The sequence below is a fragment of the Tabrizicola sp. genome, from assembly GCF_034366665.1.
Classification (GTDB): domain Bacteria; phylum Pseudomonadota; class Alphaproteobacteria; order Rhodobacterales; family Rhodobacteraceae; genus Tabrizicola.
Genome location: NZ_JAXMMF010000030.1, coordinates 20,155 through 42,211 on the forward strand (window position 1 = coordinate 20,155; position 22,057 = coordinate 42,211).

Here is a 22,057-nt window from a genome sequence, read left to right on the forward strand (position 1 = left end):
TTCAGGGCGGTGGCCTGTCGCCCCAACAACTGAACCAGGTGCCGCTGGGCCAAGGCGCCCTGTCACGGGCCTTTGCATGGGGTCTTGCACGACTGTCCCCACGTCGGCGCCGGACCCTGACCCATGACTGACCGCCAGCTTACCAGAAGGGACGCGCCATGACGCTTTACGTCGAGGGACGCCGCTTTCACGACGCCCGCGCCATCATCCCGCGCGGCGTGGCCTATGTTCCGGTGACCGGCCCGGTCACAACGCGCGAGTTTGCTTTCCTGGCTCTGCCGCACTTCACGCTGCTGGCCTTTTCATCGGCCATCGAACCCCTGCGCATCGCCAATCAGCTGACCCAGCAGCCGCTTTATGGCTGGAGTCTGTTCAGCATGGATGGCGCACCCGTGGAAAGCTCGGCCGGGGTGCGCATCGAGGTCGATCACGGTCTGATACCCCTTCGGCGCGAAACCACGGTCATCGTCTGTTCGGGCACCGATGCGCAGGCAGCCGACCGCAGCGTCCTGAGCTGGCTGCGCGCGCATGTCCGGCAGGGGGGCGGGATCGGTGCGATCTGCACCGGGGCCTATACTCTGGCGCGCGCGGGTCTTCTGGGCGAGGATACGCCCGCCGTGCATTGGGAAAACGGCCCCGCCTTCCGCGAGCTTTTCGATGTCGAGCCGCTGCAGCAGCTGTACGTCATCGGCAAGAAGCACTTCTCCTGCGCGGGGGGCGAGGCGGGTATCGACATGATGCTGGCGCTTATCGCGGAAGATCACGGCAAGAAGCTTGCCGACGCGGTCGCCGAGATGTGCCTGCACGGCCGCCACCGCGAGGCGGATGTCGTGCAGAAGGCGATCTACCCGAAGGCGATGCTGACCCGACACCCCGGGATTGCCAAGGTGATCGCCGCGATGAAAGAGAACATCGCCACTCCGCTTGGTCAGGAAGAGCTTGCCGAGGTCTTCGGTCGGACCCCCCGCCACCTTGAACGCATCTTCAAGGCGGTGATGCAGGAGACACCCAAGGGCTATTACCTTGGTTTGCGCCTGCAAGAAGCCCGCAACCTGCTTAGCGAGACGACCCTTTCGATCCTGGAAGTCGCCATCGCGACGGGGTTCAACTCACGGTCCAGCTTCTCGAAGGCCTACAAGACCCGCTTCAAGGTCAGCCCGTCCAGCCTGAGATAGTGAAGAGGGCGGGCACGAAACCCGCTCCATTCGGGTGCTGAATACCCGTGTGTGACGCCCGGTCCGGTGCGGATGGCAGGCAGGTTTGCCGCCCGCTGGCACGACCGCGGCTTGAGTTTGGCCCCCGACCCCAATACACCTGCAGGGACCAAGGAAGGACCTGCCCATGCGCATTCATCAGGATCTGGCCGACACGATCGGGAACACGCCGCTTCTGAAGCTGAAGAAGGCTTCGGAGATGACCGGCTGCACCATCCTCGGCAAGGCCGAGTTCATGAACCCCGGCCAGTCGGTCAAGGACCGGGCGGCGCTTTACATCATCAAGGATGCGGTGGCCAAGGGTCTTCTGAAGCCCGGCGGGACCATCGTCGAGGGGACGGCAGGCAATACCGGGATCGGCCTTGCGCTGGTGGGGGCCTCGATGGGGTTCCGCACCGTGATCGTGATCCCGGAAACGCAAAGCCAGGAAAAGAAGGACATGCTGCGGCTGGCGGGGGCCGAGCTGGTGCAGGTCCCGGCCGCCCCCTACCGCAACCCGAACAACTATGTCCGCTATTCGGGCCGTCTGGCCGAGGCGCTGGCGAAGACCGAACCCAATGGCGCGATCTGGGCCAACCAGTTCGACAATGTGGCGAACCGTCAGGCCCATATCGAAACCACCGGCCCGGAAATCTGGGACCAGACCGGCGGCAAGGTCGATGGCTTCATCTGTGCCGTGGGCTCGGGCGGCACCCTGGCCGGTGTGGCCGAGGCCTTGCAGTCCAAGGGCGTGAAGATCGGTCTGGCCGACCCCGAGGGCGCGGCGCTGCATTCCTTCTACACTACCGGCAAGCTGGAAAGCCCCGGCAATTCCATCACCGAAGGCATCGGGCAGGGGCGGATCACCGCGAACCTGGAAGGCTTCACCCCGGATTTCAGCTACCGTATCCCGGACAACGAGGCGCTGCCGATCATCTTCGATCTTCTGACCGACGAGGGGCTTTGCATGGGCGGCTCGACCGGCATCAACATCGCGGGCGCAATGCGGATGGCCCGCGACATGGGGCCGGGCAAGACCATCGTCACCATCCTGTGCGACTATGGCAGCCGCTATCAGTCCAAGATCTACAACCCGACCTTCCTGCGCGAAAAGGGCCTGCCGGTCCCCGATTGGCTGGACCGTCCCGCCCGTCCGATCCCGCCGGTCTACGAGGACGCATGACGCGGCTTCTTCTCTGGCTGGGCCTGGTCCTTGCACTGGCAGCGGCGCCGGGGCTGGCCCAGGACCAGACGGGGACGCCGGTTGCGGCCGAGGAACCGGCGACGGACGGGGCCGAACTTGACTATGCCCTGTGGGAGCGGATGGCCGAACGGGCCGAGGCCGAGATCGGCAACCGCTACACCTCGTCCGATCGGATGGAGGAAATCCGTGCCCAGCTGGCCAAGTGGCGCGCGGCCCTTCTGAACGCGCAAAGCGCCAACTCGGCGCGGATCGCCACAGTGCGCCAGCAGATCGACGCGCTGGGTCCCGCGCCCGCGGACGGGGCGACCGAGGCGGACGAAATTTCGGTCCGCCGACAGGAACTGGCCAGCCAGCTGGTCAAGCTGCAGGCCCCCGGCATTGCCGCCGAAGAGGCCTATCGCCGCGCCGACGGGTTGATCGACGAGATCGACCGCACCTTGCGCGAACGCCAGGCCGACCAGCTGCTGCAGCTTTGGCCCTCGCCCCTGAACCCCGGAAACTGGCCCGAGGCGGCCATCGGTTTTGCCGACACGGTGCAGCGGATCTGGGACGAGACCATCGAATCCTGGGATGACCCTAGGGCGCGGGAAGAGCTGTTCGACAACCTGCCGCTGATCGTCATCCTGGTCATCGTGGCTTTGGCCCTGGTGTTCTATGTCCGCCGCTGGATCGAGCGCTTTGCCGAGCGGCTGCAGGAAGGCGCTTCGGTCCGGGGCCGGCATTTCTGGGCGCTTCTCGCCTCGATGGGGGGGATCGTCCTGCCGACAGGCGGAGTGGTCCTGCTGTCCTGGGCCCTGGCGGCCAGCGGCATGCTGGGCGAGGTCGGGTCCCGGATCGCCGGGACACTGCCCGTCGCGGGCTTCGTCGTGTTCGCCGCCGCCTGGCTTGGCGCGCGGGCCTTCCCCCGCATCCAGGGCGAGGGCGCCGTGCTGCCCTTGCCGCCGGAACGCCGGGCCGAGGGGCGCTTTCTGTCGGTCATGATGGGCCTGGTGATCGCCGCCGACATGCTGCGCGGCGCGGCTATGGATGCGCAGGCCTATTCGGACGCCACGACCTCGGTCATGTCCTTTCCGATCCTGGTGACGGGCGGCCTTGTGCTGTTGCGCCTGGGCCGGACGCTGCGCAAGACGCGCGAGACAGAGGACAGATCCTCCAGCTATTCCTTGCGGCTGATCCAGCTTCTGGCGCGCGCCCTGACGGTGCTGGGCATCCTGGGCCCGGTGCTGGCGGGCTTCGGCTATGTCCAGGCGGCCGAGGCGGTGATCTATCCCGCGATGATGTCCTTCGCGCTGGTTGCCTTCCTCTTCATCCTGCAACGCCTGATCGGTGACGCCTGGGTGCTGATCACAAGGTCCGAGGAAACCGCTCAGGACGCGCTGGTGCCGGTCCTGGCGGGCTTCTTCCTGGCCATCGCCGCGCTGCCCGTGCTGGCGCTGATCTGGGGCGCGCGCTTCTCGGACCTGACCGAGATCTGGAACCGCTTCACCGAAGGCTTCCAGATCGGCGGCACGACGATTTCGCCATCGAATTTCATGATCTTCGCGGCGGTCTTCGTGATCGGCTACATGCTGACGCGTCTTTTCCAGGGCGCGCTGCGCACCACGATCCTGCCGAAGACCCGGATGGAGCCTGGTGGGCAGACCGCGCTGGTCGCGGGCGTGGGGTATGTCGGTGTCTTCCTGGCCGCCCTGATCGCGATCAACGCGGCCGGGCTGGACCTCTCCGGCCTTGCCATCGTCGCCGGTGCCCTGTCGGTCGGTATCGGTTTCGGCCTGCAGAACATCGTGTCGAACTTCATCTCGGGGATCATCCTGCTTGTCGAACGCCCGGTCAGCGAGGGCGACTGGATCGAGGTCGGCACCGTGCAGGGCAAGGTCCGGTCGATCAGCGTCCGGTCGACGCGGATCGAGACCTTCGACCGCAACGACGTCATCGTCCCGAACGCCGACCTGATCACCGGACGCGTCACCAACTGGACACGGTTCAACCTGTCGGGCCGGATCATCGTGCCGGTGGCGGTGGCTTTGGGGTCGGATACCCGGAAGGTCGAAAAGCTTTTGCGCGAAATCGCCGAAGAGCAGCCCCTTGCCATCCTGAACCCGCCGCCCGTCATCGCCTTCACCGGTTATACCGCCACCCAGCTGACCTTCGAGATCCGGGTGATCCTGCGCGACGTGAACTTCGGCGTGCAGGTGCGCAGCGACATCAACCACCGGCTTCTGCAGCGGCTGGCCGAAGAGGACATCCATATCGTCCCGCCTCCGGCCCCCCCGGCGCCGGCTGACCCGATGAAGGCCGCCGATGCAGTGCTGGCGCTGGCCGAACTGGTCGAGCATGAGCGGCCTGCGTCCAGGGCCGGGAAATCCACGCCGCAGACGCCTGCGGCCGAAGTGAAAGGGGCCGAACGGTGACCGAGCTGCTCTTCCGAGACGATGCCTACCAGACCGCTGCCGATTGCCGGGTGATCGGCCATACGCCCGAAGGCGGCATCGTGATCGACCGGTCGATCTTCTATGCCACGGGCGGGGGTCAGCCGGGTGACAGCGGTGTTCTGGACTGGGGCGGCGCGCTGGTTCCGATCGCCACGGCGCTGAAGGTCGAGGGCGGGATCGCTCTGGTTCCGGCCGAACCGGTCGCCATGCCACCCGTCGGTGCTGCGGCCCGCCAGCTGATCGACTGGACCCGCCGCCACCGCCACATGCGCATCCACACTGCGCTGCACCTTCTGTCCGTGGTGATCCCGCTACCGGTGACGGGCGGCCAGATCGGGGCGGACCGTGGGCGGCTGGACTTCGACATGCCGGAACCGCCCGGTGACGTGGCCGCGCTGGACGAGGCGCTGAACAGCCTCATCGCCCGCGATCTGACGGTCAGCGACGACTGGATCACCGACGACGACCTTCTGGCCAATCCGGGCCTGGTGAAGACCATGTCCGTCCGTCCACCGACGGGGCAGGGCAGGGTGCGGCTGGTGCGGATCACCGATGGCGACACTCTGGTGGACCTGCAACCCTGTGGCGGCACCCATGTTCGTCGCACCTCCGAGATCGGCCGGGTCGAGATCGGCCGCATCGAGAACAAGGGCCGCCAGAACCGCCGGGTGACGATCACGCTTGCCTGACCACACCGTTTCGCTTTTTGGCGCGCAGGCCAGATATCCCCTTGAACAGCCCCGCAAAGCCGGAGTATCAGCCCTGCGACGGACAGTTGGCCGAGTGGTCGAAGGCGCACGCCTGGAAAGTGTGTAGGCGGGGAACCGTCTCGAGGGTTCGAATCCCTCACTGTCCGCCATATTCTTCCAGTCAGGCTATTGGATTGTAAGCGGAACCCGGCTTCGCCGCCGCCCCGAAATCCCGCGCAGACTTTCGCAAGCCCCCGGAAATGGGCAAGGCGCTTTGCCTTGGCGGGCAAGGGTCAGCCATGTCCCGGGAGCCCGGCTTGACAGGTCAGGACGCAAAGCGGCCCTGGTCCAGGGCGTGGGCCAGTCCGTAGCGGACCAGGTTTGCCAGGTGGGCTTCCACCGTCGCGGGGCGGGTGCCGGCGAAGGTGCGGGCGATTTCGGCGGGGGTGGCGTCGCCAAGGTCACGCAGGCGGGCCAGGACGGCGTTGTTCTGATCGGGGCGGGCCTTGGGCCAGGGCGTCTTGGCAGAGGTGTCGGTCGGACCGATGTCCAGCGCGCCCTGGTCGGCCCTGGCGGCGACGGCGCGGCCCTGGGGGTTCTGGTAGTCGGGGCGCAGCCAGCGGACCAGCCCGCGCGCTTCTTCGGCCGCGCGGGTCCGGTTCAGGTCCACCAGCCGGTGCAGGATTTCGTCATCGGAAAGGGTGGCGGGCCAGCCATAGGCCTCGGCGACGCTTGCGTCGATCTGGTCATGCAGGTCGCGCAGGATGCCGATCAGGCCCTGATCGTAGATCTCCTTGTCCTTCCCCTCGATCCGCTGCCCGGCCCGCAGCTTTTCCAGCACGTTGTACATCGCCGTCAGCGTCAGCTTCGGATGCGCCGCCTGCTGCGCCTTGCGGTGGGCGTCCAGCTGTTCGCCCAGAGAGCGCAGGCGGGTTTTCTGAGCCTCGGTGGGGGTGGGAAAGGGGAAGGGGTAGAAGCAATCTGAATGATTATAAGTTGGATCGTTGCCCACGCCTAACATTGCACCGGCGGCTAGCGCCCAACATTGGTGAGTGCGAGACGATAGCACGGAAAGTTCCGCTGCGTCGTCAATGGCGAATGCCACCACTTTGCTTTCATGCAGAACCGAAGTGTCAACAAACTGGAAGGTTCGGTGCTTTGCAGTTCGCGTCGTGGCAATGTAACGGCTTAGGCCTTCAAACGCCGGTCGAAAGGTGCTTATCGTTTCCCCAAAGAGCCACCACTTAAGCCGTCTAGATTCACGCTGATTCAAATCACGCTCTGGCTTAACCGTGTCCAACACCCTCTGATATGCTTGAGGTAGCGCCAGACGGGCTTGCTCCGCGGTTAGGCCAAAAAGGTCAATAACGTAACTCATTCTGGGCGACTGAACCAAGTCCCTTCCGTTAACGAACGGGCGAATATGCTTCATTCCGAGGTCTTTGTTATCCGCTACAAAGGCAGCGGCTTCTGTCTTGGAAAGGATGAAGCCGGACCCATGAAGCTTCACGCCCATTCCAGCAATATCAAGATTCGCCTTCAACGGCACGGCCCCCGCCACATCCGCCCCGATGCGCAGATCGGCGAAAACCTTGCCCTTCTCGATCGAGAAGGTCACGGGCCGCCCCTCGGCCTCGGTCTCTCCTTTCCGTTCCTCGGTGATCGACATCAGCCGACCCGAAGCCCGCCCGGCCTCGGCCACGGTCATCGCGATCCGCACGGCCGCGCCGTCGCCTGCGTCCACCCAAGGATGGTCGGGAATGGCAAAGACCAGCGACAGGGGGGCTTTGTCGTCGTTCAGGTGCGGCTCCAGCACCCTTCGGTTGAAGGTCTGGCGCAGAGAGTTCGTGGTGATGAAGCCAAAGCGCCGCGTGCCTTTCGCCTTGGTCTTGTCACTCGCAGGTTTCCAGCCGCGCGCGGCAAGGGCGGCCTTTTCCCACCAGAACATGACGAAATCGGCACTTTGCGGCATCCGGGGGTAGGCGGCCCAGAGCGCCTCGGCATAGCCGTCGCCCAAGGCGTCGCGCAACCGGCTGGCGCCGATGAAGGGCGGGTTGCCGACGATGAACTCTGCCTCGGGCCAGGTGGCGGGGCGGGGGCTGGCATAGTCGTAGACCTGCACCCGCGCCTGGGGATCGGGGACCTGCTCGCCCGTGACCGGGTGAAGGACCGTCGTCTGACCATCCCAGCGGGTCACCGGGCGGCCCTGATCGTCCAGCCGGGGGGTTCGGCTGGCCCAGTCCAGCAGGGCGTCGCGGTTCTCGATGTTCTTGAAGTCGCGCAGCACGGGCTCGGCGGGGCTGGCCTTGCCGTGGGTGCGGAAGTGCCATTGCAGGTAGCCGATCCACAGGACCAGCTCGGCCACGGCGGCGGCCCAGGGGTTCAGCTCGATCCCCAGAAACTGGTGCGGGTCCACCGTATAGCCGGCCAGCGACAGGGCGGCCTGATCGTCGCCGAGATCGTGAAGAAGCGCGGTCACCTCGCCCTCCAGCCGCTTCATCAGTTCAAGCGCGACATACAGGAAGTTGCCCGATCCGCAGGCCGGGTCCAGCACGCGGATGTCGCAAAGCTTGCGATGAAAGGCGCGGACGGTGTCGCAGGCGTCCTTGAGGTTGCCCGCCGCGGCCAACTCTCCTGCCGTTCGGGAGACCCCGCCCCATTCGGCGCGCAAGGGTTCGATGAGCGTCGGGTTGACCAGCCGTTCCACATAGGCGCGGGGGGTGTAATGCGCGCCAAGCTTGTGGCGGTCGCGGGCGGACAGGGCGCGTTCCAGAAGCGTGCCGAAGATCGCCGGTTCCACTTCGCGCCAGTCGCGGGAAGCGGCCTCGATCAGCAGGGAAAGCTGGATTTCGTTCAGGGGCAGGGCGTCGGCCTCGCGGAAAAGCCCGCCGTTGAAGCGCAGGAGGTCGGTCAGCAGGACAGTCGAAAAGCCGCCCGCGTTCATCGTCTCCCACAGCGATTTCAGCGCCGGGGCCGCGCGTTCGGGGTGGCCGCGCAGCTTGTGCAGAAGGTCCGAGAAGCTTTTGGCGGGGATCAGCGCCACATCCTCGGCGAACATGGTGAAAAGGCAGCGCATCAGGAAGCGGGCCACATCTTCGGGCTTGTGGCCCTGGCCTTCGAAGGACCGGCCAAGGGCAGCCAGCCGGTCGGCGACTTCGCGGGTGACCTGGGCGCTGACCTTCGCGGGGTTGAGGGAATGTGGTTCGGTCCAGATCTGGCGCAGGCGGTCGCGGACCTTGTCGTCGCGAAGGTCGTCCATGCGGATGCGGTAACGGTTGCCATCGGGGAACTGGGTGTAGCCTTGGCCCTGGCCCGAGAAGTCGGCATAGACTTCGATGACGTGGCCGACGTCCACGATCAGCAGAAAGGGCGGCCAGCCGTCGTCGCGGGACACGGCGCGGGCGTATTCGTCGGCTTGGGTCCGGGCGCGCAGCATGGTGTCGTCCCAGCGCCGGGTGCCCCGCACGCCATGACCCTTGCTTACTTTGGCCGGAAGGTCGGGCAAGAGGTCAGGTTGGGTCAGGTCGGGCTGCGCGCCCTCGGTGCCCTGTTTGGCTTCCATCACGAAATGCCCGGCGCGGTAAAGGTCGATCCGGCCGTGGGATTTGCTGCCGGTGTGACGGAAGGTCACCGGATGCTCGAACCGGTAGGAGTCGCGCTTGAGGTCGCCCGTGGCCGGATCGGGCCGGGGCACGCCCAGAAGGTCGGTCAGATCATGGGCGAAGGAATGAAAGTTGGCGCTTTCGCTTCCCCCGGACGCCTTCCACGGCGCAATAAAGTCTTCCACGTCCAATGGTTTGCCGCTCCTGTCCCACTGGCGAAGTAAGGCCGGAAACGCGGCCGAAGGCTAGGGGGTTTTTCGGATCGGGGTAATTCCGGGGCGACGCAAGGCAGGTGCGGCGAGGCTTTCTGCCAGGGTTGGTGCGCTGCCGGTCCTGCGGATGAACCGTCCCCCCTTTCGCCACCCCCACTGCAGGAGGCGGCATCTGCGCGCCGTGCCTTGCGGTTGTAGTGCGCTCATCCGACACCCGTGTGTCGTAACTATTCCCCCGATTTTCACTTAAATTGTCCGGGACCAAACACGCTTTCGCCATGTTCTGCGGTGAATGACTAACGCAGGGTTAAGCACGCTTGACCTCTGCGATTAACGATTGTCATGTCAGGGACGACCGACCGATGCACCTAGATGAGACCAACGGCGACCATGCGGTCCTACGGATCGAGGCCCCCCGGCTGGATGCCAGCAAGGCAGCGGCGCTGCGCGAGGTTCTGGTCGATCTCATCGCGGATGGTCAGCAGTCGATTGTGCTGGACCTTGAAATGGTTGAATTCATGGACAGCGCCGCGATGAGTGCGCTGATCACTGCGGTCAAGAAACTGGGTCCGCTGGGGACGATTTCTGTAGCCTCTGCAAGCTATCCTGTGGCACGGTTGTTTTCGATAACGAAGATGGATCGGGTATTTCCGATCACGGCAACGGTCGATGAGGCGATCCAGCGCCTGGCCGCATGAAGTGAGTGATTGAATGGCGGAAACGCGCTTCCGGGCTGTCAATCGTGACCTGGAGGCGATCGGACCCGCCGCCGACGCCCTTCGCGATACCCTGAGCGGCTGCCTGGACGAGGATGGCCTGGCCTGCGTCGAACTGGCTGTTGTGGAAGCCCTGACAAATGCTGTCGTTTTCGGCTCTTCTGCAACCGGAAAGCCCATCGATCTTTTCGTCGAGATCACCGAACGCGATGTCGTCGTCGAGATCGGGGACGAAACGCAGCCTGACCCCGGCCTGTTCGAAGGCGCGGGGCCGGAGCGCCTGGATTTCGACCCGTCCGACCGGCAAGGCATCCCTGAAAGCGGACGCGGCTTGTCGCTGATGGTGGTGTCAATGGACGAGGTCGGCTTCCGAACAGTCGGCGATCAGGTGCGCCTGCGTCTGGTGCGCCACCGCCCCTAACGGGCAAAGCTGAGGGCGGCGATGACGATGCCTGGTCGCCAGGCCGGGTCCGCCTTGCCCGCGATGTCCCAAAGTTCGTCGGCCCGGCTGCGCGCAGCGTCGATGTCCAGCACGCCGGCCTGCATTGCGGCCGACAGGGCCACAAGAAGCGAAGCCGCCGCCTCGGCATCGGTGGGAGAGGCCGCCAGTCGCGCCTCGGCTTCTGCAAGGGCCCCTGTCGCCTCGATGGCCAGGCGGGCGTCTGTGGCCGCAGCCTTGGCCTTTTCGGCCGCGTCCTCGGCCCCGATGTCCAGCCGCTCCAGATGGACGATCGCCGCCGTCGACAAAGCCAAGGCCGCAATCCAGGCAATCTGGCTCCGCGCGCCGATCAGGGCTTCACTGAACTTCATGCTGGAACCGTTCCATGATGGGCAGGTCGAACTCCGGGTCTGGCTTCCACACGGCGGCCAGGATGATGGGCATCAGCGACAGGACGTTGTTTACACCCCAAAGCGTGTTGGCCACCAGCCCGCCGATGGAGTAGTCGCCCCCGCCGCCCAGATGCAGCGTCCAGGCCCAGACCAGCCCGGCAATCGTCAGGCCCACCATCAGAAGTTGCCATTTGACCAGCGACAGGAACCGCCCCTCGCTGCGCTGCTTCGGAGTGACGGGGAACGAGATCTTGCGCTTGCGTGCCACCGCCCAGAGCGCCTGGATGTTCAGCGGGAACATCGCCAGATACCAGCGCCGCCCCGACATGGTCTTGGCCCCCCAGAGGCCGGCCAGTTGCGCCAGCTCGTTCAAGAGCAGGAAGGGAACGATGTGAAGAAGGAAGTCGATGGAATAGGTGGCGACCGGCACGATCCCGGTGAAGAGGAAGATCACCGGCCACAGCAGGAAGACCACGTTCCACAGCGGCGAGAGGTACGAATAGAACGTCACCCCGTACATGATGCGTTGCGGCAGGGTCATGCCTTTCGCAAAGAGCGGATTGTCGGTGCGCAGGATGTCCAGCGTCCCCCCGGCATACTTGAAGCGCTGGGTCGTCCAGCTGAGCAGGTCGTTCGGCGACACCATGCGCGACACCACCACCGGATGCTGGACCGATTTCCAGCCCCGCTCGCGGTCCTTGTGCAGCCGGATCGAGGTGTAGATGTCTTCGGAAACATGCAGCATGAAGGGGGTGAAATCGACCTCCTGCGCGGCGCTGACCCGGGTGACTGCGGCCAGCCGGGTGTCGACCCTGGCTTCCCCGGTCAGCTGACGGATCTCCTCCATCTGGCGTTGGAACGACACGTCGACATCGGTGGCCCAGGTCCGGATCGCGACTTCCATCACGGCCTCGCGCCGGTGAACCGACCCGGCCCCGCAGCAGAAGGCTGCGTTCGCCCAGTTCCGGCGGCGCAGGATGAAGTCGTAGAAAAGCTGGGGATCGTTGCCGAAAGGGTCCTCGCCCAGGCGCACGGGGCCGATCAGCGCCTCGACGGCCCCGCCGATCCGGCGTCCGACGCCGCCAAACCTGCGCGCCAGCATGACCGGCAGCGGCACGCCCGGTGGCACATCCCAGAACCATTGCGGGGTCTGCACCCAGGCCATGCGCGGATCGCGGAAGTAGCCCAGCGTCTCGGTCAGAAGGTGCGGCAGCGGGATCGTGTCGGCGTCGCAGATCACGATCAGGTCGCCCGAGGTATGGTTCATCGCATTGCGCAGGTTCCCGGCCTTGTAGCCGACATTGTCCGTGCGGGTGATGTAGTTCACCCCCTCCTCGCGCGCGACATCACCCATTGGCGGGCGGCGGCCGTCATCCAGCACATGGACCCTGACCTCGATGGGATGGGGATAGTCCAGCCGCTTCGCCGCCTGCAGGCCCTTGCGGACGATCTCGGGGTCTTCGTTGTAGGTGGCGAAGAACACGTCGATCACGATCGGCCGCTCGGGCGCCAGCGGGTCGCCCGTGATGTCACGCAGCGAGAGCGGTAGCGCACCGGGCCGGGGCGACCGGTCGGTCCAGATGTTGATCGTGAAAAGGATCAGCCCGATGTAGGCCAGCGTCTCGGCCAGGACCAGCGGCAGCGAGAACCACACTGCCGAGAAATTCAGCGACTCCGTCCAGCGCCACCAGAGATACCAGGCACCGAAGATCAGGCTGCAGGTCGCAAGGAACTGCCAGAGCGCGTGGTGAAACTCGGAATGTCGGCTGATCTGCCAGGGAACCTGCCGCTCGAAACGCGTCACGGATGCCTGGGTAGCAGGGCCATCACCGGAAGCGTTTTCGAAGGCTGTCATACTGCCAGTATTTCATGGTTCTGTGGAGGCTGTCGAGGGCAACACGTGGCGCAGCCCCTGACAGACAAGGCGGTTTGATCCTTCAGGCAGACCGGGGCTGGACCCCGCATGATATCCCGCATTTCGGTCAAATTTGCACGACTGCCTGGCTCAGGGCGTAGCCAGCGCTTGAAAACAAACAAAAAAACACATCGCCGCTGACGTCGCCCTTGTGGGGGCCACCGAACTTTTGGCGCGCGGAGAATGAGATTCTTAAGATTCGTTGGCGACAGTGCAGCTTCAACCTGTCCGTTTCCGCTGCTTTGGAGGCAACGATGAAAGCACTAAGCCTTGCACTGATTGTGTCCCTTTCGCCGGGCGTGGCGGCAGCGGGTTCGCTTGAAGATAACATGAAGGCCTTCGTCGACACGGAAGTCCGCAGCAAGCTTGCCGACCCGATGATCACCGCCGCGATCATCGGGGCCAATGCGGCAAGCATGGCGCTGACGCCGAACGACATCCAGACGCTTGATGGTCAGTGGAAGGCAGAAGTCGGCAAGGGCAGTGCTCTCATCAAGGGCGTGGCCGAGAACGCCACCTCGGCCGTCCTGCGCGACTATGTCTTCTCCTCCGCCGGCAAGATCACCGAGGTGATCCTGATGGACGCAAAAGGCCTGAACGTCGCGGTCAGCGATGTGACCTCGGACTACTGGCAGGGCGATGAAGAAAAGTACCAGCTGACCTATGGCGTCGGGCCGGACGCTTTCCACGTCTCGGAAGTCGAGTTCGACGAATCCACCCAAACCTACCAGGCACAGGTGTCTTTCACGATCACCGACCCGGCAACCGGTCTCAGCATCGGTGCTGCGACCATCGGTGTGAACGCCGAATCCTTCTGATCTGCACCCAGCGCCAGCAGCACCTCCACGGGAAAACACCATGCAACCTACTCATCGTCTTTCACGCCTGAACTCGATCTTCGTGAAGCAGACAGTCATCGCAGTTCTGGTTACGGCCATCGTTGCCGTTGCGCTGACTGTCATGAACTGGAGGTCGACCGAAGCAACGCTGGCCGGCATCGTGCGCGACCGCGCGGCGTCCGAGACCAAGGCCCTTTCTTCCGAAGTTGCGGCCAGCATACGGTTTGGTCGTGCCGACAAGGTCTATGAACTTTTCGATGGCCTGATGCAGCATTCCAGCGGAACCGCGCAAGACGCCATCGCAGTCGGCCTTGATGGTACGCCCCTGCCGAACCCGGCCGCATCCGTCGCGCCAGACAGCGCGCTGGTCGATCTTGCGCGTCGCGCTCTGGCGACGGGCCAGGACGCCTACAGCGCGGATGGCTACACAGTCGCGTCCCCGTCAACGTTCGGTGAATCCGGCGAACTTGTAGGCGCCGTTGCCACACGCTGGTCCAAAGAGCCGCTCGTCGCGCAACTGGTCGACGGCCGACTGAAGGCCGTCGGCGTTGCAACGGTCGTCTTCATCCTTGCGGTCCTGGCGAGCATGTTCTTTCTCAACCGCACGATCACCAGCCCGCTGAAGCGCCTGCAGTCGGTCATCCATACCTTCGGTCGCCGCGACTATTCGGTCGAAGTGCCGATGCAGTCGCGCAAGGATGAACTTGGATCTATCGCCACATCGCTGGGGGGCCTTCGCGAGACGCTGATCCATGCGCAGGTCAGCGAGCTTGAAAATACGGTCAAGAGCGCGGCTTTCATGGGGTCTTCCGCCGCAATGCTGCTGGTGGACCTGGACATGGTCGTGACCCACTTCAACTCCAAGATGGTCGAGCTTTTCCGCACCCATGCCGAAGCCCTGAAACAGCGCGTGCCCGAGTTCGATCCGGACAAACTGGTGGGACTGTCGGTGGCGCGCTTCCATTCCCCCTCGCAACACAGTCGCGCGGCGCGGGAGATGCAGTCGGCGGGAAGCGGTGGCTTCAGCACGGTCATCAAGCTGGGCGAGGCACGGGTGTCGCTGTCCGCCTCTGCCATTCGCAATGCCCAGGGCAAGGACGTGGGCTACGTCATGGAATGGGCCGATGTGACGCAAAGCTGGCTGAACGCCGCCGTCATCAACGCAATCGAGTCCAGCCAGATCAAGGCCGAGTTCGCTCTGGACGGCTCTCTTCTGTCCGCGAATGCACCATTCCTTGCCATGATGGGCCAGTCGATCGAAGCCATGAAGCGCAAGTCGTTGTCGGAGCTTCTGACCGCAGGCACCGCCCAGACCCCGGGGGCCGAGGCCATTCTGAAGCTTGTCCGGGAAAACGAAACCTACATCGGTATGCTGGGCATTGCGCGCGGGTCCAGCGAGGTGGCCATGATTGACGGAAGCCTGGGCTGCGTGAAAGACCATGAAGGCCGGCCGATCCGCCATCTGCTTCTGGGCAAGGATGTCACGAAGTCCGAGGCGGAAATCGCAGAGGCCCGCCGCCAGCGCACGGAATCTGAAAAAGAGCAGTCGGCCGTTGTGGAAGCCTTGCGGCATGGCCTTCGCAAACTGAACGGCGGCGACCTGACCGCCCGGATCGAAGAGCCGTTCGCCGGGGCCTACGAAGACCTGCGGCAGGACTTCAACAACACCGTGCAGAACATGTCCAATGCGATGCACGCCATCCTGAAGAACGCGGAAAACATCAGCAACGAGGCGCGTGACATCAGCTCGACTGCTGATGGTCTTTCCAGGCGGACCGAAAACACGGCCGCGACGCTGGAGCAGACCGCCGCTGCGCTGGACCTCTTGACCAATTCGGTCAAGGCAACCGCGGACGGGGCGGAACGGGCGGATCAGGCCGTGTCAAACGCCAAGGCCAACGCCGAAAGCAGCAGCAAGGTCGTTATCGAAACGGTTTCGGCGATGGATCAGATCTCCAGCTCCTCGGAACGGATCACCTCGATCATCAAGGTCATCGATGACATCGCGTTCCAGACCAACCTGCTGGCGCTGAATGCCGGTGTCGAGGCCGCTCGGGCCGGGGATGCAGGTCGTGGCTTTGCGGTGGTCGCCTCGGAAGTGCGGGCGCTGGCCCAAAGATCTTCGGATGCGGCACGGGAGATCAACGACCTGATCGCCAACAGCGCCGGACAGGTGCGGCGCGGCGTGGCCCTGGTCGACAAAACCGGCGACGCGTTGAAACAGATCGCGGACTCCGTCTCGGAGATCGCCGAACTTGTATCGGACATCGCGGTCGCGTCTCGCCAGCAATCGGCAAACCTTGTCGAGATCAACAGCGCTGTGACGCAGCTTGACCAGTCCACCCAGCAGAATGCGGCTCGGCTGGAAGAGGCCACCGCCGCAAGCGAGGGGTTGACGAAAGACGCCGTCGCGCTGGTTGGCACGGTCTCACACTTCAAGGTTGCCGCACCCGCGACCCAGGAGCCAGTCCTCGCGTTCCGGTCTGGTTCTGGTGGCCCTTCGCGTGCACAAGACCGCCCGGCTGCGAAGCTTGCCTTCAGCCGCAGCAACGTCGCCTTGGCCGTAAAGCCCGACGTCGCCGGCTGGGAGGATTTCTGAGCCAGGCAAGGCGGGGGCGCCTCGCCCCCCCCTTTCCTAATCAAGATGCTGCAACGCGAGATTGGACCCTATCGTGATAGGCAAGATGGATATCTATGCACGTGACGCGGTGACCTACATCCACGTCGTGCAGGGTGATTATGCAGTCTCGGATCGTGAGAATACCATTCTCACCACGATCCTTGGTTCCTGCGTGTCGACCTGCATCAGCGACCCGATCGCCCGGGTGGGAGGGATGAATCACTTCCTTCTGCCCGGCAATGGATCGGGGGACACTCAATCCATCCGCTACGGCCTTTACGCGATGGAGCTACTGATCAACGGTTTGCTGAAGATGGGCGCCAGCAAGAACCGCCTGGCGGCCAAGCTTTTCGGCGGGGCCTCAATGAGCGACGGCTTCGGCCGGATCGGCGAGGCAAATGGCAAGTTCGCCGTCGACTTCCTGGCCAACGAAGGCATCCCCTGCATTGCCCAAAGCCTGGGCGGGACAAACGCCCGACGAATTCGTTTCACGCCAACAACCGGATACGCCCAGCAACTGATCGTCCAGCAGGATGAACTGAAGACCGTGCCGCCCGCGCGCGCATCATCAAGGAGCGAAACCGATGTCACCTTCTTCTAGCGCGGCAGACCGCGCGGTTGAGACGCCTGCCTCCAGCGACGGCTCAATCTGCCCTGAACCCCAGCGCGCAATCATCAGGCTTCCCGATCGCCTGGATTTTGCGGCCGCGCGTGATCTTCATGCCGACCTGGTCGAGCTTCGGGGCGTTCCCGTCCTGGTCGACGGAACCGCCGTCGTCTTTTCCGGCGCGCTGGCCGCTCAGGTCCTGCTTGCGACCTCGCGCGATTGGAAGGCGGTGGGCGAGACATTGGCGCTGACCGTTTCAAGCGCAATGCACAGTGATTTGGTACGCTTGGGCGTCCTTGGAGAGTTCCCGCAATTGGTCGAGGTGGCGGAATGCTGACAGTACTTGCAATTGATGATTCCCGGACCATTCGCGAAATGCTGCGCGAAACATTAAGCAACGCCGGCTTCGAGGTGCATCTTGCGGTCGACGGTGTGGATGGGTTGGAAAAGATGCCAACCATTCGGCCGCATGTGATCATAACCGATATCAACATGCCTCGGCTTGATGGTTTCGGCGTGATCGAAGCGGTTCGCGCGGGCTCTACCTTCTCGGCCTTGCCGATCCTGGTTCTGACGACGGAAAGTGCCCCGGACCTGAAGGAACGGGCCAGAAAAAGCGGCGCGACGGGCTGGATCGTCAAGCCCTTCGACGATCTGAAACTCGTGTCCGCCATTCGGCGCATCACTGCGCATTGAGGCAATGATGAGCAATTCGATCGACATTCGCCAAACCTTCTTTCAGGAATGCGAAGAGCTGCTTGAAACGCTGGACGACGGGCTGGCCGAACTGGCCTCGGCGGCCGAGGACGACACCGCCGATGCCGAGGTCGTCAATGCGGTGTTCCGGGCCGTCCATTCCATCAAGGGTGGCGCCGCTGCCTTCGGTCTTGAAACGCTGGTCCGGTTTGCCCATCAGTTCGAAACGGTCCTCGACGAGGTTCGCTCGGGGCGACTTGGGCCGACTGCGGAAATCGTTCGGGTCTTTCTGCGGTCAGCCGACTATCTGGCGGACCTGATCGCCTCGGCGCGCGACTCGGTCGAGCCGAAAAGCGGGGCCGGACCGGACCTTATTCATCGGCTGGAGCAGCTTGCCTCGCCCGCCGCGGCGAAACCGCAGCCTGCTGCCGCCCCACCCGCGCCGGAAACGGGGGAGGGCGAACTTGGCTTCCTGCCCCTTCCCATCGCCCTTGATTTCGATTTCGAAACCAGTGCCGCCAACACCTACCGGATCAGCTTTGCCCCCAATCGGCAGTTCTACGCGGTCGGAAACGACCCCAATCTCTTGTTCCGTGCGCTTGAGGCGCTGGGGGACGTGTCGGCTCAAGCCGATGCGTCGACCCTTCCCGGGCTTGAGGACATGGACTGGTCGGAACCCTATCTGACCTGGGACATCACCCTTGCGTCGACAGAGCCGCTGCACGCAGTCCAGGAGGTCTTTGAATTTGTTGACGGTCTTTGCTCGCTGGAGATCACGGTCGTCCAGAACGACATCGTCCCGCCTGCCGAGCCGTCGGCACCGGCCCCAGTCGCTGTTCCAACCGTCGTGCCAGCCGTTCGGCCAACCGATGCCGCCCCGGCCAGCCCGCCCGCGGACGACCGCATGGTCCAGTCGCGCAAGGCCACGTCCGCGCAAGGCGGCAGTCAGAAGGGCTCGGTCAGGGTCGACCTCGAACTGGTGGACCGGCTGATCAATATCGTGGGAGAGCTGGTGATCAACCAGGCGGTGCTGGCGCAATGCGCCCAGGACGCCGGTCTTGGCGGTCAAAGCGACGTCGGCGTCGGCCTTGACGAATTCCGCAATCTTGCGCGCGAGTTGCAGGAAAACGTCATGGCTATTCGTGCGCAGCCGGTGAAGCAGCTCTTCCAGCGGATGGCGCGCATCGTGCGCGAGGCCTCTGATATTGCAGGAAAATCTGTCTCGTTTGAAACCGAAGGTGACGCGGTCGAGGTGGACAAGACCGTGATCGAACGCCTTGTCGATCCTTTGACGCACATCATCCGCAATGCGGTGGACCACGGCCAGGAAGCGCGCGAGGCGCGTCTTGCGGCAGGAAAGTCGGAAACCGGCCGCGTGCGCCTGTCTGCGGCGCACCGCTCGGGTCGTGTGCTGATCGAAGTCTCGGACGATGGGGCGGGAATCAACCGTCCCCGGGTGAAACAGATTGCCATCAACAAGGGGCTGATTCCCGAGGATGCGGTCCTCGACGATGGCGCGATCGACAATCTTCTGTTCCTGCCGGGCTTCTCCACAGCGGACAAGGTCACGGATCTGTCGGGCCGGGGCGTCGGCATGGACGTGGTGCGGTCGGCAGTCCAGGGGCTTGGGGGGCGGGTGACCATCTCGTCCGTGCCCGGGAAGGGCACCACGCTGTCGATCAGCTTGCCGCTTACGCTGGCGGTTCTTGACGGAATGGTCGTCGATGTGGCCGGCCAGACAATGGTCGTCCCGATCACCGCAATCATCGAGACCTTGCGGCCATCGTCGGCGGACATCCATCGCTTCGCCGCGACCGGGGTGGTGGTGGCCGTGCGGCAGACCTTCGTGCCGATCATAGATCTTGCGGAAGCCTTCGGTCATCGAACGGGGGCGAACGATTATTCGAAAATGGTCCTTTTGCTTGTGGAGTCCGCCGAGAACGAACGCTGGGCGCTGGCCGTTGACCGGATTCATGACCAGCGGCAAGTCGTGATCAAGGGCCTGGAAGCGAACTATGGCCATGTGCCGGGCGTGGCCGCGGCCACGATCCTGGGCGACGGCAAGATTGCCCTCATCATCGACCCTGACGAAATCGCACAGCGCAGACTAAGACAGCCCGCCGCTGCGACAACCCAAGTTACCGAGGAGGTTTAACATGTCATCTGCGGCAGCGGGAGCATTCGAGGCTGAAAAACGCGAACTGGTCAGCTTTCGAGTGGATGGCCAGGACTTCTGTGTCGATATCATGTCGGTGCGCGAAATCCGCGGCTGGACGGCGGCTACGGTCCTGCCCCACGCGCCGCCCTATATTCTGGGCGTGATCAACCTGCGCGGTGCGGTTGTCCCGATCGTCGACTTTGCGGCGCGGATGGGGCTGAAGCCCACCAAGCCCGACGCCCGCCATGTCATCGTCATCTGTGTGATCGAAAACCAGACCGTCGGTTTTCTGGTCGATGCCGTATCGGATATCCTGGGCGTTGATCGCTCGCTTATTCAGCCGACCCCCTCTGTGTCCTCGGACCTGACATGCGCCTTCTTCGAAGGAGTCATCGCCATTGACCAGCGGATGCTGCGGCTGGTCGAAATAAGCGCCGTCCTGCCGCGTGTCGGATTTCGGGAAGATCGCGCATGACCACTCTGTCAAGTCTCGTCACGCGTGACCGGCGTCACGACATGAAATTGGCGTATACGACCGCCGATTTCGACAGGATCTCTGCGTTTCTGCACCGGTCAACCGGCATTCTTCTGACCAAGGAGAATGACCGGATGGTCTATGCGCGCCTTGCCGCAAGGGTCATTGACCTTGGTCTGGACAGCTTCGCGGCCTATATCGACCAGGCGCTGGGTCCGGCGGCGATCGAGGAGCGAGACCGCCTGGTTTCGGCCCTGACCACGAACACCACCCATTTCTACCGCGAAAGCTATCATTTCGATTTTCTGGAGACAGAGGTCCTTCCGGGTCTCATCCAACGGGCAAGGAGTGGTGAGCGGATCAGGATCTGGTCAGCTGGCTGTTCAACGGGCGAAGAACCCTACAGTCTGGCGATGTGTCTTCTGAATGCCTTTCCCGATGTGGGGAACCATGATCTGAAGATTCTTGCGACCGACATCGACCGGGACGCTCTGGCGCGCGCAACGGCTGCGACCTATGGCGCCAACAGCATTCGCGAAATACCAAAGCCGTTTCTGGACAGGTTTTTCGACCACGTTCAGACGACTGAACAGTATACGCCAAAACCAACTGTCCGATCCCTTGTGACCTATCGCCAGTTGAACCTGATCGGCGACTGGCCGTTCCGCGGGCTCTTCGATGTCATTTTCTGCCGGAATGTCGCGATCTACATGGATGCTGAAACGCAAGAGCAGATCTGGACCGGCTTCTGTGGCGCCTTGCACCCCGGCGGACACCTGTTCATCGGCCATTCCGAGCGGATGTCGCAGTCCCTTCGGTCAAGTTTTACCGCTGTCGGCAACACGATCTACCGTCGCGAACCATAAGAAAACCCAACTTTGCACAAGCGCCGAATGGAAGTGTAGGAGGAAAAATGTCTCTGAAGGAAAGCCTATCAGTCATGGTCGTGGACGACATGGCGACAAGCCGGGGCTTGATTATCATGTCGCTGGAAGAAATGGGAATCAAGAAGATCGACTTTCGCAAGGATGGCGGCGAGGCTCTTCAATCCCTTGTTGCGAAACCGGTCCATCTGGTCATTTCCGATTACAATATGCCTGGCATGGACGGACTGGCACTTCTCAAGTCGCTTAGGGAAAATCGAATGACTTCCCGGATCGGGTTCATTCTGGTGAGCGGCAGAATGACCCCAGAGATTCTGGACGCGGGCAAGGCGCGCGGGATGAACAATTATATCCAGAAGCCCTTCAGCACCTTGCAACTGAAGGCCTGCATTCAAGCCGTCGTCGGGCAACTGTAAACATGATGATTCCAGGCCTTCCAGATCAAGTCGCACTTCAAAGCCTGCTTGAAAACCTGTCAGCGGAATTGCTGGTCCTTGCCTCTGCGGCCATTAAAATCGAAGACGAGGTTGGCGCAGTGATTTCTGAAGGCGTATCCGGCGGAGAGCGGCTTCTGGTGCCACTCCAGGGGCTGGATCATCTGGCGCAGACGGCAAATGAACTGGCGACGTTCATCGATTCCCTTTCCCGTTCGGTTGATCCGGGGATCATCCTGCCTGTTTCTACGCACATTCATTCGATCGGCTTGCGCTCTTTGGCCGAGGCCTTGGCAGGGCACTCTTGCAGAACAGGAGCCACGACAGACGGCGTGGGTGATGTCGATCTCTTCTAGGCGAAGTGTCCGGTAAGCCTGGCCTGCGTCGATCAGGCCGTCCCAACACGCTTGCGGTGACCTGCCATGGCGGAGCGGTGCACCAGAGCGATTTTGCGCCCATCGTCAGCACCAGCCGCACTCTTTTGTGCCGAGCCTCCGGCATCGCTCTCTTCCCGTTTCCATAGACCTTTCCCCGGTTGGCCCGGATTTTC

At 63.4% G+C, this 22,057-nt stretch carries 19 protein-coding genes and 1 tRNA gene; 17 read left to right on the top strand and 3 right to left on the bottom strand.

Features of this window, described 5'->3' with window-relative positions; all coding sequences use genetic code 11:
• Window positions 1–158 precede the first annotated feature (158 nt).
• The 5 genes from U1E69_RS03645 (at window position 159) to U1E69_RS03665 (ending at window position 5,688) form a co-directional block, all read left to right on the top strand.
• Entirely contained in the window at window positions 159–1,175 is a 1,017-nt protein-coding gene (locus U1E69_RS03645; RefSeq protein ID WP_322242945.1) for a GlxA family transcriptional regulator, read from the top strand.
• Window positions 1,176–1,341: 166 nt separating this feature from the next.
• A complete protein-coding gene (locus U1E69_RS03650) occupies window positions 1,342–2,376 on the top strand; it encodes a cysteine synthase A (RefSeq protein ID WP_322242946.1) in 1,035 nt (344 codons plus the stop codon).
• Window positions 2,373–4,808: a DUF3772 domain-containing protein gene (locus U1E69_RS03655; RefSeq protein ID WP_322242947.1), complete on the top strand. Its 2,436-nt coding sequence runs from the start codon at window positions 2,373–2,375 to the stop codon at window positions 4,806–4,808. The genes U1E69_RS03650 and U1E69_RS03655 overlap by 4 nt, the downstream gene beginning before the upstream one ends.
• Window positions 4,805–5,518 (top strand): alanyl-tRNA editing protein, encoded by a 714-nt coding sequence (locus U1E69_RS03660; protein ID WP_322242948.1) that lies wholly within the window; start codon window positions 4,805–4,807, stop codon window positions 5,516–5,518. Before U1E69_RS03655 ends, U1E69_RS03660 begins: the two co-directional genes overlap by 4 nt.
• A gap of 80 nt (window positions 5,519–5,598) precedes the next feature.
• Window positions 5,599–5,688, top strand: a tRNA-Ser gene (locus U1E69_RS03665).
• A 155-nt stretch (window positions 5,689–5,843) separates the two neighbouring features.
• Here U1E69_RS03665 and U1E69_RS03670 read toward each other — a convergent pair.
• Window positions 5,844–9,305 carry a class I SAM-dependent DNA methyltransferase gene (locus U1E69_RS03670; protein WP_322242949.1) on the bottom strand — a complete coding sequence of 1,154 codons (3,462 nt, stop codon included), beginning with the start codon at window positions 9,303–9,305 and terminating at the stop codon, window positions 5,844–5,846.
• 389 nt (window positions 9,306–9,694) lie between these two features.
• Here U1E69_RS03670 and U1E69_RS03675 point away from each other — a divergent pair, with 389 nt between their 5' ends.
• Together U1E69_RS03675 and U1E69_RS03680 are read left to right on the top strand one after the other, a co-directional pair.
• Window positions 9,695–10,030 carry an STAS domain-containing protein gene (locus tag U1E69_RS03675; RefSeq protein ID WP_322242950.1) on the top strand — a complete coding sequence of 112 codons (336 nt, stop codon included), beginning with the start codon at window positions 9,695–9,697 and terminating at the stop codon, window positions 10,028–10,030.
• Between the two features lie 13 nt (window positions 10,031–10,043).
• The gene (locus tag U1E69_RS03680) at window positions 10,044–10,469 is read left to right on the top strand and encodes an ATP-binding protein (RefSeq protein WP_322242951.1); all 426 of its coding nucleotides are present in this window, start codon (window positions 10,044–10,046) and stop codon (window positions 10,467–10,469) included.
• On the opposite strand, the gene U1E69_RS03685 is transcribed toward U1E69_RS03680, so the two are convergent.
• Together U1E69_RS03685 and U1E69_RS03690 are read right to left on the bottom strand one after the other, a co-directional pair.
• Window positions 10,466–10,858, bottom strand: coding sequence for a hypothetical protein (locus U1E69_RS03685; protein WP_322242952.1), 393 nt, complete (start codon window positions 10,856–10,858; stop codon window positions 10,466–10,468). The two genes, U1E69_RS03680 and U1E69_RS03685, sit on opposite strands and share 4 nt — an antisense overlap.
• Window positions 10,845–12,683: a glycosyltransferase gene (locus tag U1E69_RS03690; protein ID WP_322242953.1), complete on the bottom strand. Its 1,839-nt coding sequence runs from the start codon at window positions 12,681–12,683 to the stop codon at window positions 10,845–10,847. Before U1E69_RS03690 ends, U1E69_RS03685 begins: the two co-directional genes overlap by 14 nt.
• A gap of 440 nt (window positions 12,684–13,123) precedes the next feature.
• On the opposite strand from U1E69_RS03690, the gene U1E69_RS03695 reads away from it, so the two are divergent.
• From U1E69_RS03695 to U1E69_RS03740, 10 genes are all read left to right on the top strand, one after another.
• The gene (locus U1E69_RS03695) at window positions 13,124–13,612 is read left to right on the top strand and encodes a hypothetical protein (RefSeq protein WP_322242954.1); all 489 of its coding nucleotides are present in this window, start codon (window positions 13,124–13,126) and stop codon (window positions 13,610–13,612) included.
• Between the two features lie 40 nt (window positions 13,613–13,652).
• Entirely contained in the window at window positions 13,653–16,232 is a 2,580-nt protein-coding gene (locus U1E69_RS03700; protein WP_322242955.1) for a methyl-accepting chemotaxis protein, read from the top strand.
• Window positions 16,233–16,317: 85 nt separating this feature from the next.
• Window positions 16,318–16,854 (top strand): chemotaxis protein CheD, encoded by a 537-nt coding sequence (locus tag U1E69_RS03705; RefSeq protein ID WP_322242956.1) that lies wholly within the window; start codon window positions 16,318–16,320, stop codon window positions 16,852–16,854.
• On the top strand, window positions 16,838–17,197 hold the full coding sequence (locus U1E69_RS03710; RefSeq protein ID WP_322242958.1) for a hypothetical protein: 360 nt from the start codon (window positions 16,838–16,840) through the stop codon (window positions 17,195–17,197). Before U1E69_RS03705 ends, U1E69_RS03710 begins: the two co-directional genes overlap by 17 nt.
• Complete coding sequence (locus U1E69_RS03715) at window positions 17,191–17,556, top strand: response regulator (protein WP_322242960.1); 366 nt, start codon at window positions 17,191–17,193, stop codon at window positions 17,554–17,556. The genes U1E69_RS03710 and U1E69_RS03715 overlap by 7 nt, the downstream gene beginning before the upstream one ends.
• A gap of 7 nt (window positions 17,557–17,563) precedes the next feature.
• Window positions 17,564–19,711, top strand: a complete 2,148-nt coding sequence (locus U1E69_RS03720; RefSeq protein WP_322242962.1) for a chemotaxis protein CheA — start codon at window positions 17,564–17,566, stop codon at window positions 19,709–19,711.
• A 1-nt stretch (window position 19,712) separates the two neighbouring features.
• Window positions 19,713–20,189, top strand: coding sequence for a chemotaxis protein CheW (locus U1E69_RS03725; protein WP_322242963.1), 477 nt, complete (start codon window positions 19,713–19,715; stop codon window positions 20,187–20,189).
• Between the two features lie 41 nt (window positions 20,190–20,230).
• Window positions 20,231–21,055, top strand: coding sequence for a protein-glutamate O-methyltransferase CheR (locus U1E69_RS03730; RefSeq protein WP_322242965.1), 825 nt, complete (start codon window positions 20,231–20,233; stop codon window positions 21,053–21,055).
• A gap of 47 nt (window positions 21,056–21,102) precedes the next feature.
• Window positions 21,103–21,489, top strand: a complete 387-nt coding sequence (locus U1E69_RS03735) for a response regulator (RefSeq protein WP_322242966.1) — start codon at window positions 21,103–21,105, stop codon at window positions 21,487–21,489.
• Between the two features lie 5 nt (window positions 21,490–21,494).
• Window positions 21,495–21,863 (top strand): hypothetical protein, encoded by a 369-nt coding sequence (locus tag U1E69_RS03740; RefSeq protein WP_322242967.1) that lies wholly within the window; start codon window positions 21,495–21,497, stop codon window positions 21,861–21,863.
• Window positions 21,864–22,057: the final 194 nt, after the last annotated feature.

Bases quoted from the DNA above. Each gene is read 5' to 3' on its own strand.
- U1E69_RS03645 (WP_322242945.1), top strand. From the start codon at position 159: ATGACGCTTTACGTCGAGGGACGCCGCTTTCACGACGCCCGCGCCATC.
- U1E69_RS03705 (WP_322242956.1), top strand. From the start codon at position 16,318: ATGGATATCTATGCACGTGACGCGGTGACCTACATCCACGTCGTGCAG.
- U1E69_RS03695 (WP_322242954.1), top strand. From the start codon at position 13,124: ATGAAGGCCTTCGTCGACACGGAAGTCCGCAGCAAGCTTGCCGACCCG.
- U1E69_RS03655 (WP_322242947.1), top strand. From the start codon at position 2,373: ATGACGCGGCTTCTTCTCTGGCTGGGCCTGGTCCTTGCACTGGCAGCG.
- U1E69_RS03710 (WP_322242958.1), top strand. From the start codon at position 16,838: ATGTCACCTTCTTCTAGCGCGGCAGACCGCGCGGTTGAGACGCCTGCC.
- U1E69_RS03675 (WP_322242950.1), top strand. From the start codon at position 9,695: ATGCACCTAGATGAGACCAACGGCGACCATGCGGTCCTACGGATCGAG.
- U1E69_RS03650 (WP_322242946.1), top strand. From the start codon at position 1,342: ATGCGCATTCATCAGGATCTGGCCGACACGATCGGGAACACGCCGCTT.
- U1E69_RS03730 (WP_322242965.1), top strand. From the start codon at position 20,231: ATGAAATTGGCGTATACGACCGCCGATTTCGACAGGATCTCTGCGTTT.
- U1E69_RS03680 (WP_322242951.1), top strand. From the start codon at position 10,044: ATGGCGGAAACGCGCTTCCGGGCTGTCAATCGTGACCTGGAGGCGATC.
- U1E69_RS03685 (WP_322242952.1), bottom strand. From the start codon at position 10,858: ATGAAGTTCAGTGAAGCCCTGATCGGCGCGCGGAGCCAGATTGCCTGG.
- U1E69_RS03725 (WP_322242963.1), top strand. From the start codon at position 19,713: ATGTCATCTGCGGCAGCGGGAGCATTCGAGGCTGAAAAACGCGAACTG.
- U1E69_RS03700 (WP_322242955.1), top strand. From the start codon at position 13,653: ATGCAACCTACTCATCGTCTTTCACGCCTGAACTCGATCTTCGTGAAG.
- U1E69_RS03720 (WP_322242962.1), top strand. From the start codon at position 17,564: ATGAGCAATTCGATCGACATTCGCCAAACCTTCTTTCAGGAATGCGAA.
- U1E69_RS03740 (WP_322242967.1), top strand. From the start codon at position 21,495: ATGATTCCAGGCCTTCCAGATCAAGTCGCACTTCAAAGCCTGCTTGAA.
- U1E69_RS03735 (WP_322242966.1), top strand. From the start codon at position 21,103: ATGTCTCTGAAGGAAAGCCTATCAGTCATGGTCGTGGACGACATGGCG.
- U1E69_RS03715 (WP_322242960.1), top strand. From the start codon at position 17,191: ATGCTGACAGTACTTGCAATTGATGATTCCCGGACCATTCGCGAAATG.